At 72.7% G+C, this 12,774-nt stretch carries 15 protein-coding genes; 11 read left to right on the top strand and 4 right to left on the bottom strand.

Annotation, left to right across the window (positions count from 1 at the left end; all coding sequences use genetic code 11):
- Positions 1-9: 9 nt before the first annotated feature.
- Complete coding sequence (locus ABZ810_RS20780) at positions 10-636, bottom strand: TetR family transcriptional regulator (RefSeq protein ID WP_358405283.1); 627 nt, start codon at positions 634-636, stop codon at positions 10-12.
- A 41-nt stretch (positions 637-677) separates the two neighbouring features.
- Here ABZ810_RS20780 and ABZ810_RS20775 point away from each other — a divergent pair, with 41 nt between their 5' ends.
- From ABZ810_RS20775 to ABZ810_RS20755, 5 genes are all read left to right on the top strand, one after another.
- Positions 678-1,175, top strand: coding sequence for a PPOX class F420-dependent oxidoreductase (locus ABZ810_RS20775; RefSeq protein WP_358405281.1), 498 nt, complete (start codon positions 678-680; stop codon positions 1,173-1,175).
- A 100-nt stretch (positions 1,176-1,275) separates the two neighbouring features.
- The gene (locus ABZ810_RS20770; protein WP_358405278.1) at positions 1,276-2,535 is read left to right on the top strand and encodes an acyl-CoA dehydrogenase family protein; all 1,260 of its coding nucleotides are present in this window, start codon (positions 1,276-1,278) and stop codon (positions 2,533-2,535) included.
- A 126-nt stretch (positions 2,536-2,661) separates the two neighbouring features.
- Positions 2,662-3,321, top strand: a complete 660-nt coding sequence (locus ABZ810_RS20765; RefSeq protein ID WP_358405275.1) for a TetR/AcrR family transcriptional regulator — start codon at positions 2,662-2,664, stop codon at positions 3,319-3,321.
- A 25-nt stretch (positions 3,322-3,346) separates the two neighbouring features.
- Complete coding sequence (locus ABZ810_RS20760) at positions 3,347-5,233, top strand: enoyl-CoA hydratase-related protein (RefSeq protein WP_358405273.1); 1,887 nt, start codon at positions 3,347-3,349, stop codon at positions 5,231-5,233.
- Complete coding sequence (locus ABZ810_RS20755) at positions 5,220-6,260, top strand: phosphotransferase family protein (protein WP_358405270.1); 1,041 nt, start codon at positions 5,220-5,222, stop codon at positions 6,258-6,260. Before ABZ810_RS20760 ends, ABZ810_RS20755 begins: the two co-directional genes overlap by 14 nt.
- 163 nt (positions 6,261-6,423) lie before the next feature.
- Here the strand turns inward: ABZ810_RS20755 and ABZ810_RS20750 are convergent, their stop codons facing one another.
- Positions 6,424-7,029, bottom strand: a complete 606-nt coding sequence (locus tag ABZ810_RS20750) for a hypothetical protein (RefSeq protein ID WP_358405267.1) — start codon at positions 7,027-7,029, stop codon at positions 6,424-6,426.
- Positions 7,030-7,189: 160 nt separating this feature from the next.
- Here ABZ810_RS20750 and ABZ810_RS20745 point away from each other — a divergent pair, with 160 nt between their 5' ends.
- From ABZ810_RS20745 to ABZ810_RS20730, 4 genes are all read left to right on the top strand, one after another.
- Complete coding sequence (locus tag ABZ810_RS20745; protein WP_358405264.1) at positions 7,190-7,831, top strand: helix-turn-helix domain-containing protein; 642 nt, start codon at positions 7,190-7,192, stop codon at positions 7,829-7,831.
- A gap of 133 nt (positions 7,832-7,964) precedes the next feature.
- Positions 7,965-8,348 carry a hypothetical protein gene (locus tag ABZ810_RS20740; RefSeq protein WP_358405261.1) on the top strand — a complete coding sequence of 128 codons (384 nt, stop codon included), beginning with the start codon at positions 7,965-7,967 and terminating at the stop codon, positions 8,346-8,348.
- An 82-nt stretch (positions 8,349-8,430) separates the two neighbouring features.
- Positions 8,431-8,631, top strand: a complete 201-nt coding sequence (locus ABZ810_RS20735) for a rubredoxin (protein ID WP_358405259.1) — start codon at positions 8,431-8,433, stop codon at positions 8,629-8,631.
- Positions 8,628-8,807: a rubredoxin gene (locus tag ABZ810_RS20730; RefSeq protein ID WP_358405257.1), complete on the top strand. Its 180-nt coding sequence runs from the start codon at positions 8,628-8,630 to the stop codon at positions 8,805-8,807. The genes ABZ810_RS20735 and ABZ810_RS20730 overlap by 4 nt, the downstream gene beginning before the upstream one ends.
- Before the next feature lie 57 nt (positions 8,808-8,864).
- Here ABZ810_RS20730 and ABZ810_RS20725 read toward each other — a convergent pair whose 3' ends face one another.
- Entirely contained in the window at positions 8,865-10,067 is a 1,203-nt protein-coding gene (locus tag ABZ810_RS20725) for an alkane 1-monooxygenase (protein WP_358405254.1), read from the bottom strand.
- 172 nt (positions 10,068-10,239) lie between these two features.
- On the opposite strand from ABZ810_RS20725, the gene ABZ810_RS20720 reads away from it, so the two are divergent.
- The gene (locus tag ABZ810_RS20720) at positions 10,240-10,908 is read left to right on the top strand and encodes a TetR/AcrR family transcriptional regulator C-terminal domain-containing protein (RefSeq protein WP_358405252.1); all 669 of its coding nucleotides are present in this window, start codon (positions 10,240-10,242) and stop codon (positions 10,906-10,908) included.
- Between the two features lie 28 nt (positions 10,909-10,936).
- Here the strand turns inward: ABZ810_RS20720 and ABZ810_RS20715 are convergent, their stop codons facing one another.
- Positions 10,937-11,575: a TetR/AcrR family transcriptional regulator gene (locus ABZ810_RS20715; RefSeq protein ID WP_358405249.1), complete on the bottom strand. Its 639-nt coding sequence runs from the start codon at positions 11,573-11,575 to the stop codon at positions 10,937-10,939.
- Positions 11,576-11,781: 206 nt separating this feature from the next.
- On the opposite strand from ABZ810_RS20715, the gene ABZ810_RS20710 reads away from it, so the two are divergent.
- Entirely contained in the window at positions 11,782-12,753 is a 972-nt protein-coding gene (locus ABZ810_RS20710; protein ID WP_358405247.1) for a helix-turn-helix domain-containing protein, read from the top strand.
- Positions 12,754-12,774 lie beyond the last annotated feature (21 nt).

Below are 12,774 nucleotides of genomic sequence, written 5' to 3'. Positions count from 1 at the left end.
ACGGATTCTTTAGTCTGCGCGCACCTCGTGCGCCGCGTTCTCCGAGGGCGTGACGGACACCGAGGTGAGGGCGCGGTGGATCAGGTCGGGAAGCGATCCGCCCTGGCGGATCCAGTCGTCCAGGGAGATCCGGACGGCGCCCATGGTGATCGCCGCGATCATGCGGGGCCGGGGGTCGTCGCCGGCGAGGTCCGCGATCCGGTCCGCGGCGAGTCCGGCGATGGCCTTCTCGTACCGGTGGTAGGTGCGCAGCGTCCACGCGGTCAGCGTGGTCGAGGTGCGGGTGAGGTCGGCCAGCTCGCGGATCTGGTCGTAGTGGATCGGCAGCGCGTCGGTGAGCTCGGTGAACGCGGCGATGATCGCCTCCATCGCGCCCAGCCGGGCGGGCTGGCGCGCGATGGCCTCGGTGATCACTTCCAGCCAGGGCCCGGCGATGCCGTCGGCGACGGCGTTCTCCTTGGCCTGGTAGTAGCGGAAGAAGGTGGCGCGGGCGACCTCGGCGTCGGCGGCGATCTGGTCGACGGTGGTGCCGGTCAGCCCCTGCTCGGCGGCGAGGCGGGCGGCCGACGCCGCGATCCGGGAGGTGGTCGCCCGCCTCTTGCGGATCTTCAGCCCCTCCGCTTCACTATGAGACATAGTCTCATTTTGGACTTTGTCTAGCTTAGGGGACAAGAGCCATGGGCCAGAATCAGCGGCGCCAGATCGTCATGTCGGAGGACGAGATCACGCGGTTCCTGGAGGAGCAGCGGGTGGCGACGCTGGCCACGGTGGACTCCTCGGGGCGCCCGCACCTGGTCGCCATGTGGTACGCGGTGGTCGACGGGGCGTTGTGGTTCGAGACCAAGGCCAAGTCGCAGAAGGCGGTCAACCTGCGCCGCGACCCCCGCGTCACGGTCATGGTCGAGGCGGGCCACACCTACGACGCGCTCCGCGGCGTCTCCCTGGAGGGCGCCGCCACGATCGTCGACGACGCGGACGCGCTGTGGGCGGTCGGCGTGAACGTCTGGGAGCGCTACAACGGCCCCTACAGCGACGAGGTGAAGCCGCTGGTGGAGTACATGCTCCACAACAGGGTCGCGGTCCGGCTCGACGTGGAACGGGTCCGCTCGTGGGACCACCGCAAGCTCGGCCTGGACCCGCTGCCGCTCGGCGGGACCACCGCCGCGTTCCTCTGACCGGAGACCGCCGCACGGACGGGGGCGGACGGCGGCCGTTCCCCCTTCCTCCGGCGCGGGCGCGATGCCATGCTGGCTGAACGCTCGTTAAGGAGAATTTATGGACTTCGACCTCCCCGCCGACCTGGTCCGTCTCCTGGCCGACCTGGACGGCTTCATCGAACGGGAGATCACCCCGCTCCAGGAACAGGACGACAACCAGCGGTTCTTCGACCACCGCCGCGAGTACGCCCGCACCGACTTCGAGAACGGCGGGGTCCCGCGGCCGGAGTGGGAGGAGTTGCTGGGCGAGATGTTCCGGCGCGCCGACGCCGCCGGCTGGCTGCGCTATGGCCTGCCCAAGGAGGTCGGCGGACGGGACGGCACCAACCTGGACATGGCGGTGATCCGCGAGCACCTGGCGCACCGGGGGCTCGGCCTGCACAACGACCTGCAGAACGAGTCGTCGGTCGTGGGCAACTTCCCGTTCGTCCACATGATCCTGGAGTACGGGACGCCCGCCCAGCGCGAGGAGTTCCTGGAGCCGATGCTGACCCGGGAGAAACGTGTCGGCTTCGGGCTCACCGAACCCGACCACGGCAGCGACGCCACCTGGATGGAGACCACGGCGACGCGGGACGGCGACGACTGGGTCATCAACGGCGCCAAGCGGTTCAACTCCGGGATGCACTCGGCGACCCACGACGTCGTCTTCGCCCGCACCTCCGGCAAGCCGGGCGACGCGCGCGGCATCACCGCCTTCTTCACGCCGGTCGACTCCCCCGGGTTGTCCGTCGACTTCCACTGGTGGACGTTCAACATGCCCACCGACCACGCCGAGGTGACCCTGCGCGACGTCCGGGTGCCCGGCTCGGCGATCTTCGGCGCGGAGGGCGAGGGGCTGGCGGTGGCCCAGACGTTCGTGCACGAGAACCGCATCCGGCAGGCCGCCTCGGGCGTCGGCGCCGGGCAGTACTGCATCGACCGCAGCGTCGAGTACGCCCTGAGCCGGTCCACGTTCGGGCGGCCGCTGGCGACGCGGCAGGCGATCCAGTGGCCGCTGGTCGAGCTGCAGACCGAGGCCGAGATGGTGCGCGGGCTGGTCCGCAAGACCGCGTGGGAACTGGACCGGGTGCCGCACATGGAGATCAGCGACCGGGTCTCCATGTGCAACTACCGCGCCAACCGGTTCGTGTGCGAGGCGGCCGACCGCGCGATGCAGGTGCACGGCGGGCTCGGCTACACCCGGCACACCCCGTTCGAGCACATCTACCGGCACCACCGCCGCTACCGGATCACCGAGGGAGCCGAGGAGATCCAGATGCGCAAGGTCGCGGGGTACCTCTTCGGTTTCGCCGGCCCGCGCAAGCGAGGCGGCTGAGGGCGATGGCGGACGCGGGCTCCCCCGGCCGGCCCTCAGGCCGCTCGCCTGACGGCCGGACGTGCCCGAGGGTGCGTGTAACCTGGCGAATTCCCAGCCCTGTGGCGGTGAAGAGGAGACGGCCGCGTGGCGAGTCGCATCGTGCCCGACCCGGACGCCCATCCGGCTCCGTCCCCGTCCTCCGGTTCCCCGGCGCCGCGGCCGGCGCAGGGGCCGGGCGAGGAGGGCGTCCTGCGCGCCGCGATCGCGGTGATGAGCGAGCACGGCTACCACGGCACCTCGGTGCGCGACATCGCGGTGCGCGCGGGGATCAGCCCGGCGGCGCTCTACTACCACTTCGAGTCCAAGTACGAGGTACTGGCCACGATCATGGAGCGGGGCATCGACTCCCTGCTCCTGCGGACCCGGGCCGCGCTGGCCGGGGCGGGCGACGACCCCGCGGGCAGGCTGGGCGCGATCGTCCAGACGCACGTTCTGTTCCATCTGGAGGACCAGCGCGGCACCATGCTCGGCACGAGCGAGCTGCGGGCGCTGCGGGAGCCGGTCCTGTCCGCGCACCTGGCCAAGCGGCACCAGCAGCAGCGCCTGTTCGACGGGGTGCTGCTGGAGGGCGCCGAGCAGAGCGTCTTCACCACGCCGCTGCCGCTGGAGGCGTCCCGCGCGATCGTGGTGATGTGCACCGGCGTGGCCGGCTGGTACTCGCCGGACGGGCCGCTGAGCGGCGAGGAGATCGCGGGGCGCTACCGGCGGCTCGCGCTGGACATGGCCGGAGCCCGCGCGGCCTGACCGGCGGCACGGGCCGGGAGGCGCGGTGAGCGCGCCCGGCGGCGCCGGCGACCTCATCGGCGCGCAGGAGCCCCAGGTGCTGGCGCGGCTGCTGACCCGGCGGCTGGCCGCGGTGTTCGGGACCGAGGTCGCGATCGCCGGGCTCCACCGGCTCACCGGCGGGGCCAGCCGGGAGACCTGGTCGTTCGAGGCGCGCACCGGTGACGCGTTGTGGCGGCTCGTCCTCCGCCGCGACCCGGCGGGCCAGGACCGCCCGGACGGCATGGCCCGCGAGGCCGCGGCGGTGGGCGCCGCCGCACGCGCGAAGGTGCCGGTCCCCCGGCTGGTCGACTGGGGCACCGATCCGGCCGTGCTCGGCGCGCCGTACATGCTCACCGAGCACGTGGAGGGCGAGACGATAGCGCGCAGGCTGCTGCGCGACGGCCGGTACGCGGGCGCCCGCGCGACACTGGCGGCCGAGCTGGGGCGCACGCTGGCACGTATTCACGCCATCCCGCTGAAGGCGGTGCCGGACCTGGAGAAACACGATCCGCTGCCATGGCTCCGGGAGCGCTACGACGCCCTGGGCGAGCCGCTGCCGGTGGTGGAGATCGCGTTGCGGTGGCTGGAGCGGCACCGGCCTCCCCCGGTACCGGACCGGCTGGTGCACGGTGACTTCCGTACCGGCAACCTCGTCATCGCCGCCGACGGCCTGCGGTCGGTACTGGACTGGGAGCTGGTGCACCGCGGCGACCCGAGGCAGGACCTGGGCTGGCTGTGCGTGAAGTGCTGGCGGTTCGGGTCGCCGCTCCCGGCCGGCGGGTTCGGCACCGTGGACCAGCTCCTGGACGGGTACGCCGAGGTCGCGGGCTGGCGTCCGCGTCCGCGCGACGTGTCGTGGTGGCAGATCTACGGCACGGCGCGGTGGGCGGTGGGGTGCCGGCAGATGGCCGAACGCCACCTGTCGGGAGAGCTTCCCTCGGTCGAGCTGGCCGCGATCGGCCGCCGCGTCTGCGAGCAGGAGCACGACCTGCTGCTGGCCCTGGGACGGCCCGCCGAGACCGACCCGCCGCCGGAGGACCCGCCAACCCGCGCTACCTGTCACAACCGGGCTGAACGCGCGGCCCCGGCCGGGGCCGCGCCTGGACACGAAAGGAAGGCGGCCGCCATGGACGGCGATGTCCGCTACGAGACCGACGGACATGTCGGCATCATCACGCTCGACAGACCCCAGGTGCACAACGCGCTGCGCCGCCGGACCTATGACGAGCTGACCGGCCTGGTGCGTTCGACCACCGCGCGGGTGCTCGTGGTGACCGGCGCCGGCCCGTCGTTCTGCTCCGGCGACGACGTCCGCGAGCTGATGGGCGGCGGCGAGGGGACCGCGCCGGCTCCCGAGCCGCGGCTCACCCCCGCGGCCGGGGCGCTGCTGGAGACCGACGTCCCGGTGATCGCCGCGGTGAACGGCCCCGCCGTCGGCTGGGGCATGGAGCTGGCGCTGATGGCCGACCTCCGGGTCGCGGCGCGGCGGGCGCGGTTCGGAGAGCTGTTCGTCAAGCGCGGGTTGTGCAGCGACGTCGCCGGCATCGCCCGCCTGGCCCAGCTCGTCGGCCGCGAACGCGCCGCCGAGCTGCTGTTCACCGGCGAGGTCGTGGACGCCGAGCGGGCCGAGCGCATCGGGCTGGTCGGCCGCGTGGTCGACGACGACCGGGTGCTGCCGGAGGCGGTCGAGCTGGCCGGGCGGATCGCCGCCAACCCGCCGCTGGCCGTGGCGGCCCTCAAACGCGGGTTGCGGCGCGCGCTGGACCCGGACTGGAACGACCTGGGCGCCTGGGTGAGCACCACGCTCGGCGAGCTGTTCGCCACCGAGGACCACCGCGAAGGCGTACGGGCGTTCCTGGAGAAGCGGGAGGCCCGCTATGTCGGCCGCTGAGCCTCAGCCGGGCCTCGACACCGGCCGTGTCGAACGCTGGCTGGCGGCGAACGTCGACGGCCTGCGTCCCCCGGTCGAGTTCGCGCTGATCTCCGGCGGCCGTTCCAACCTCACCTTCCAGATCACCGACGCCGCGGGAGAACGCCGCGCGCTGCGCCGCCCGCCCCTGGGCGGAGTCCTGGACAGCGCGCACGACATGGGCCGGGAGTGGAGATTCATCTCGGCCCTCGCGGGGACGGACGTGCCCGTGGCGCCGCCGCTGGCCTTCTGCGAGGACGCGAGCGTCACCGGCGCCCCGTTCTACGTCATGGGATACGTCGAGGGCACCGTTCTCGCCGACCCCGAGAGCGCCCGGCGGCTGGACGAAAACGCCCGCTCCCGGGCCTGCGAGAGCCTCGTCGAAGTCCTGGTGGCCCTGCACGCGCTGGACCCGCACGAGGTCGGGCTCGGCCCGATGGTGCGCTCCACCGGCTACGCCCAGCGCCAGCTGCGCCGCTGGCTGCACCAGGTGCGCCAGACGCCCGTCGACCATCTGCCCCTGCTCGAGGAGATCCACGACCTCCTCATCGCCCGCGCGCCCGAGCAGCGCACCGGCATCGTCCACGGCGACTACCGGCCGGGCAACCTGTCCTTCGGCCCCGACGGGACCGTGCGCGCGGTCTTCGACTGGGAGCTGGCCACCTCCGGCGACCCGCTCGCCGACCTCGGCTACCTGGTGTCGACCTGGCAGGAGCCCGGCGACCCCGCCGCCGGCGCGCCGCCCGCCCCCTCCGTCGTCCCCGGCTTCGCCTCCCGCGCCGGCCTCGTCGACGAATACGCCCGTCTCTCGGGACACGACGTGACGGACGTCCCGTACTGGGTCGCGTTCTCGCAGTGGCGCTCGGCCTGCATCAGCGTCGGGGTGCGCGCCCGCTACCTGGCCGGCCACATGGCCGACGACGGCTACGAGGTGTCCGCCCGAGCCGACCACGAAGTCCACCTGGCCGAGACCGCCCGCCGGCACCTGACACGACGGAGCGAGCCCTGACCGACGACGTCCTGCTCCGACCGCGACGACGGCGTCCTGACCCTCACGCTGAACCGGCCGGAGAAACGCAACGCGATCAACGCCGACCTGTGGGACGCGCTGCGTGAAGAGCCCTCCTCCGCCGCCGGACGCGACCCCGGCGTCCGGTCGGCGACCCCGACGTCTATTCGCCGGTGAGGGACTCCAGGAGGGCCCGGGCGGCGTCCGTCGACTCGCCGGGGTTGATCTCGAAGCCCGCGCCGGTGATCGGAGTGGTGATCTGTGGCGCCATGACCACCTGGCCCTTCACGACGACGGCGATCTTCCCTCCGGGTGCGGTGGGGTCACGGGTGTAGGCCGCGGCGGCCGTCGCGGCCATCTCGGTGAACCGCCGGCCGTCCTGCTCCTGGAGCCGGACCGAGAGGGTGGGGCGGGTCCGTGATTTCGCGGGGTCCGGTGGGAGCATCTCGAGGCTCTTGACCGTCGTGACGGTGAACCCCGCGCCGAGTCCGTAGCAGGTCCGGCCGTCCTGCCCGGCCACCTGACCGGCCTGGCACGGCGCCGGCCGTTCGGCCGTGACGGGCCGCAGTTCCATCGGGGTCCGGAGCCGGCCGGAGAACGGCCGGTCCTTCGCGGAGCCGGAGTCCAGGAGCCGGAACACCGCCACGCCCACGGCCCCGAGCAGCGCGATCGACAGGATGATGGCGAGCGCCACCAGGGCGGAATTCGGCCCCTTGCGTTCGCCGTGGGCCGCCTGGGCGGTCGGCGGCCACGGCTGGTTCTCCGTCATCCCACCACTCTCCTGGAATCGACCCGATCATCGCCACCCCGGGCCGGAGGGCAGCCTGCTGGTGCACGGGTCCGGCACGCTCCCGCTGGGCGTCTGCGAGATCGTCATCGACATCTGCCAGCCATCGAGGCGGCGCCTTGACTGGGATAGCTTGCGGGGTATGACGGCGAACGCGACTCCGCTGGACGACGCGGGGCTGGACGACGCGAGCCCGGCCGCCGAGCCGGGCACGCGGTCCCCTCGCGGCCGGCTGCTGCGGGGGCTGGCCGCCTCGATCCGCGAACGCGGGTTCCGCGAGACCAAGGTGAGCGACATCGTCCGGCACGCGCGGACGTCCCGGCGGACCTTCTACGAGGAGTTCGCGACCAAGGACGAGTGCTACGTGGCGTTGCTGAAGGCCGTCAGCACGATCCTCGAACGGCGGATCGCCGAGGCCATCGACCGGGACGCGCCGTGGCGCGCGCAGGTCCGCCAGGGCATCGAGGCCTGGGTCGGCCTCGTCGCGTCCGAGCCCGAGCTGACCCTCAGCTGGATCCGCGAGCTGCAGGGCCTCGACCCCACGACCGCGCGGCGCATGCAGCGCGAGTCCATGGAGTCGCTCATCACGCTGCTCGTGGGGTTGAGCGCGAGCGCGCGTGCGGACGTGGCGCCGGTCAGCCGCTCCATGGCCCTGGTCCTGCTCGGCGGGCTCCGGGAGCTGACGGCGAGCGTCGTCGAGGGCGGCGGCGACGTCCGCGACATCACCGAGACCGCGGTCGCCGCCGCGACCGCGCTGCTGGCACCGGACACCCGCCCGCGCTAGGGGCAGCGCCGAGATGGGGGTCACATTGCCCCGCCTCGCGGACGCGTGGTACGCATGGATACCACGCTCTCGGTACCGGTGAGTACCACGGCGCGACCCCACCCCGCAGCCACATCCCCAGGTAGGGCCCCTCATGAGCCACGGCGCGATCGCACTGGAGTACAGGTGGCGGCAGTGGAGGTACATGCTCACCGACGCGCCGCGGCCGGGCCTCCTGCGGGTCAGCGGGGACGGCATCCAGCACCTGGACGACTTCGCGTGCTACGCGTCCGCAGAGAACGCCTTCTGGGACGTGCTCACCTCGGCCATGCACGCGTCCGACGACCATCTGGCGGACATGCGCGTCGGCCGTTCCAGCGCGGCGGTCGTCCTGGACCGCGACGCCGGCGGACCCGCGCACCTGGCGATCCGGGCCGGGCTCGGCTGCCACATCGCCCACTGCTTCGACACCGCGTACGAGGCCCTGGCCGCGTGGGCGAACATCGCGGAGGAACTCGCGTTCCTCACCCGCCCCTGACCCGATCCGCCCCTGATCCACCGAACGGGCACGTACGTCGTATGCCTTGTTTACAGCGTACGTCGTGTGGCACCGTGAGGGCATGCGTGCGAACACTTCCGGTGAACGAGGTGATCAGGTGACCTACCGCTGCCCGGTATGCGACTACCGGTACGACGAGGAGCGCGGCGAACCGCGCGAGGGCTTCCCGGCCGGCACCGCCTGGACGGCGGTCCCGGACGACTGGTGCTGCCCGGACTGCGGCGTGCGCGAGAAGGTCGACTTCGAGCTGGTGGGCCGGTGAACTACAAGGTGTGGGAGTGCCAGGTGTGCGGCTTCGTCTACGACGAGGCCGAGGGCTGGCCGGACGAGGACATCGCGGCCGGCACCCGGTGGGAGGACATCCCCGACGACTGGGCGTGCCCCGACTGCGGGGCCGCCAAGGCCGACTTCGAGATGGTCGAGATCAGCCGCGCCTGAACGCGGCACCGGCCCCGGCGGCGCGGTCGCGCCGCCGGGGCCGGTCATGACGTCGTGTCACCGCGCCGCGCGCTCGGCCTCCGCGCGTCCGGCCTCCGCGCGGTCCGGGGCGGCGACCCCGTAGCGGGCGTGCTTGCCGGGCTGGACGTTGGCGCGGGAGGCGTCGCCGCCGTAGTGCGCGATGACGCGCTTGTCCATCACGCGGCGCCACAGCGGCGGGAAGTAGGCGAGCCGCATCATCGCCGAATAGCCCGACGGCAGCTCGGGCGCCTCCTCGAAGTGGCGCAGCGCCTGGAAGCGGCGGGTGGGGTTGGCGTGATGGTCGCTGTGCCGCTGAAGGTGGTAGAGCAGGATGTTGGAGGCGATGCTGTTGCTGTTCCAGCTGTGCCGGGGCGCGCAACGTTCGTAACGTCCCGACGGGGTCTTCTCGCGCAGCAGCCCGTAGTGCTCCAGATAGTTGACCACCTCCAGGGCCGCCGCCCCCAGGAACGCCTGGACGATCAGGAAGGGCAGGACGCCGACGCCGAACACCGCGGCCAGCGCCGCGAACAGCACGACGGTCATCGCCCACGCGTTGAGCACGTCGTTGCGCCAGGTCCAGGGGCCGTGGCCGGCGCGGGCGAGGCGGGCCCTCTCCAGTCTCCAGGCCGACCTGAGGCTGCCCCCCATGGTGCGCGGCAGGAACCGGTAGAAGCTCTCCCCCAGCCGCGCGCTCGCGGGATCTTCGGGCGTGGCCACCCGGACGTGGTGACCGCGGTTGTGCTCGATGAAGAAATGCCCGTACGCCGTCTGCGCCAGCGTGACCTTCGACAGCCACCGCTCGGCCGACTCCTTCTTGTGGCCGAGCTCGTGGGCCGCGTTGATGCCGACGCCGCCGACGGCGCCCATGGTCATGGTGATGCCGATCTTCTCCCAGAGGGCGACGTCACCGCGTGACAACATCCAGCAGGCCAGCACCACGCCCGCGTACTGCAGCGGCAGGAAGGCGTAGACGCACCAGCGGTAGTACCTCTGCTCCTCCAGCCACGCCAGCACGCTGTCCGGCGGGTTGCCGGAGTCCTTGCCGAGAACGCCGTCCAGCAGCGGATTCACGTAGGCGAAGAGGAAAACGGTCAGGAACCAGAAACCACCCCAGCCCGTCGCCTCGACCAGCCCCCATGACACCAGGGGCATGGCCGGCATGACGAGTCCGAGCAGCCACAGGTACTTCTTCTTGTCGGTCCAGGCGATGTCGGCGACATCGGCGGTCGCGGAACTCATGACGCCTCCAGGAGGTTCGACGCTCCCGGTCACGATGACATAGGACGTACGCCGTAAACAAGATGTATCAAGTACGGCCAGGCCATGGGCGGCGTACGGTGAGGAGGCGCGACCCGCTGCTACGGTGGCCGGTGGCGCGGGACCGAGCAGCGACGATCAAGGGAGTGCCGCGATGGGCAAGAAGGCGGCCGGCCGGACGGAGCGGCGGCCCCTCTCCCGCGAGCTGATCATCGAGGCCGCGATCGTCCTCGTCGAGCGGGACGGCGCCCGGGGCCTGTCCATGCGCAAGGTCGCGGCCGAGCTCGGCGTCGGGGTGATGTCGCTCTACAACCACGTGCCCGACCGCGAGGCGCTGGTCGACGGCATCGCGATCACGGTGCTCGCGGGCCTCAACCCGCCGTCCGGCCTCGATCCCGCCGCGGACTGGAAGGTCAACGCCCGCCTGATGGTCGACGCCTTCCGCGCGACGGCCCACCGCTACCCGCGCAGCATGCACCTGGTCTTCACCAGCCGCATCGACCTGGAGTTCAAGTGGACGGCGGCCGAGCAGGCGCTCGCCTACCTGGCCTCCGCCGGGTTCGACGGCGAGACGTCGGTCCGCGCGCTCCGCGCCCTGATGTCGTTCGCGATCGGCGCCCAGATGATGGTGCACGGGGTCGTCAGGGTGCCCGGCACCGCGCAGGCCGAGGTCATCGAGACCGTCATGGCCGATCCGGAGCGTTACCCGCACGCGATCGCCCTGGCCCACGAGCTCGCCCGGCCCCCGGGCGACGCGGACTTCGACCGCGGGCTGGAGATGTTGCTGTCGGCGCTCGACCGGCTCCCGCGCCAGAACGCCTGACCCGCGCGAGTGCTCCTGACCCGCGGGGTCAGCCGGTGCGCCCGCCCATCTCCTCGACCGACGACAGGAAGAGCTCCACCCCGAACTCGAAGTCGGTGTCCGGCGGGTTGTCGACCAGCTCGTCCGGCAGCGCCACGACGTGCGGATACCGTGCCGGGCTCAGTGCCCGCACCTTCTCGGCCGGGTCGCCGTCCTGCGCGCGCAGCACCCGCGTGAACCCGGCCTCCCGCAGCTGCGACCCCAGGGTGAACGCCATCAGCGACCGCACGACGTGCACCGCCGCGGACCCCTGGACGCCGGCCCTGTCGCAGAGGGCCAGCCCCCGTTCGATCGCCCGCAGCCCGACCGGGATGCTCGTCCCGCTCTCCAGCACGAGCGCCAGGCTCCGCGGGTACTCGTGCGCGACGGCCCGGAACGCGCGGACCAGCTCCCGCGCACCGGCCTTCCAGTCGTCCGGCTCGTCCTCGGAAACCTCCAGCGCCGCCATCACGTACTCGGCCATGCCCTCGATGAGCGCGTCCTTGCTGGGCACGTGCCGGTACATCGCCATGGCGGTGACGCCCAGCTCCAGCCCCACCGCGCGCATCGACAGGCCACCCGGCCCCTCGCGCTCGACCACCTCGACGGCGGTGTGCACGATGAGCTCGCGGTTGAGCACCAGCCGCATGACCCTCGGTGGAGCCTCTCTCGGCATCCCGTCGCCGCCCTTCCCACCACGTCGCCGCCCGGCCGTCACCGGCCGGATCCCGCTGCCCCCACCCTAGGGCGCGCCTCGCCCCGGTCCTCCCACGACCGCGCCGCCCGGACGCCCGTGTCCGGATGTGACAGGACCTCGTCATGGCGGTCATCCGCGTTCCCGGTGACAATGGACGCATGTCCACTCCGCACCGTGTCGTCATCGCCGTGTTCCCCGACGTCGATCTCCTCGACGTCACCGGCCCCGCGGAGGTGTTCGCGGTGGCCAACCGGGAGATGCCGGGCCGGCCGTACGAGGTGGTGCTGGCCTCGGCGGACGGCGGCCAGGTGCGGACCTTCGCCGGGGTCCGGATCGCGACCGACGTGACCTTCGACCAGGTCTGCGACCGGGTGGACACCCTGGTGGTGCCCGGCGCGCTGGACGCCGCCGGCGCGCCGATGATCGATCCGGACCTGGTCGGCTGGATCGCCGCCACCGCCGGGCACGCGGGCCGGGTCGCCTCGGTGTGCGTCGGCGCGCACCTGCTCGCGGCCGCCGGGCTGCTGGCGGGCCGGACGGCGACCACGCACTGGGCCACCGCCGCCCGGCTGGCCGCCGACCATCCCGACGTCACCGTCGACCCCGACCCGATCTACGTCCGGTCGGGGAAGGTGTGGACGGGGGCGGGCATCAGCGCGTGCATGGACCTCGCGCTCGCCCTGGTCGCCGAGGACCACGGCGAACGGCTCGCCCTGGCGGTCGCCCGGCAGCTGGTGATGTACCTCAAGCGGCCGGGCGGGCAGAGCCAGTTCAGCGTCCCGCTGTGGCAGGCGCCCACCGAGCGCCGCGACATCGACGAACTGCGCGGGTGGATCACCGCCCACCTGACCGCGGACCTGTCGGCCGCGGCGCTCGCCGAGCGGATGTGCCTGAGCGAACGGCATTTCAGCCGGGTCTTCGGCAAGGAGACCGGCGCCACCCCGGCCGCCTACGTCGAGGCGGCGCGGGTGGAGGCGGCCCGGCGGCTGCTGGAGACCACCGACGAGCCGCTCGACCAGGTCGCCGCCGCGTGCGGCATGGGGTCGGTGGAGACGCTGCACCGGGCGTTCCGGCGGCGGCTCGGCACCACTCCGGCGGCCTACCGGCGGCGGTTCCGCACCGCCGCCTGACCTTCATGCCCGTCCCCCGGC

The organism is Spirillospora sp. NPDC047279 (genome assembly GCF_040643285.1).
GTDB lineage: Bacteria > Actinomycetota > Actinomycetes > Streptosporangiales > Streptosporangiaceae > Spirillospora.
The sequence above is the reverse complement of the archived record's forward strand: the minus strand, read 5'-3'. Positions and strand labels throughout refer to the sequence as shown.

Excerpts from the sequence above, each read along its gene's own strand:
- ABZ810_RS20735 (WP_358405259.1), top strand. The coding sequence starts at position 8,431 with ATGCGTGCGAACACTTCCGGTGAACGAGGTGATCAGGTGACCTACCGC.
- ABZ810_RS20725 (WP_358405254.1), bottom strand. The coding sequence starts at position 10,067 with ATGAGTTCCGCGACCGCCGATGTCGCCGACATCGCCTGGACCGACAAG.
- ABZ810_RS20775 (WP_358405281.1), top strand. The coding sequence starts at position 678 with ATGGGCCAGAATCAGCGGCGCCAGATCGTCATGTCGGAGGACGAGATC.
- ABZ810_RS20745 (WP_358405264.1), top strand. The coding sequence starts at position 7,190 with ATGACGGCGAACGCGACTCCGCTGGACGACGCGGGGCTGGACGACGCG.
- ABZ810_RS20720 (WP_358405252.1), top strand. The coding sequence starts at position 10,240 with ATGGGCAAGAAGGCGGCCGGCCGGACGGAGCGGCGGCCCCTCTCCCGC.
- ABZ810_RS20715 (WP_358405249.1), bottom strand. The coding sequence starts at position 11,575 with ATGCGGCTGGTGCTCAACCGCGAGCTCATCGTGCACACCGCCGTCGAG.
- ABZ810_RS20755 (WP_358405270.1), top strand. The coding sequence starts at position 5,220 with ATGTCGGCCGCTGAGCCTCAGCCGGGCCTCGACACCGGCCGTGTCGAA.
- ABZ810_RS20710 (WP_358405247.1), top strand. The coding sequence starts at position 11,782 with ATGTCCACTCCGCACCGTGTCGTCATCGCCGTGTTCCCCGACGTCGAT.
- ABZ810_RS20780 (WP_358405283.1), bottom strand. The coding sequence starts at position 636 with ATGTCTCATAGTGAAGCGGAGGGGCTGAAGATCCGCAAGAGGCGGGCG.
- ABZ810_RS20740 (WP_358405261.1), top strand. The coding sequence starts at position 7,965 with ATGAGCCACGGCGCGATCGCACTGGAGTACAGGTGGCGGCAGTGGAGG.
- ABZ810_RS20750 (WP_358405267.1), bottom strand. The coding sequence starts at position 7,029 with ATGACGGAGAACCAGCCGTGGCCGCCGACCGCCCAGGCGGCCCACGGC.
- ABZ810_RS20770 (WP_358405278.1), top strand. The coding sequence starts at position 1,276 with ATGGACTTCGACCTCCCCGCCGACCTGGTCCGTCTCCTGGCCGACCTG.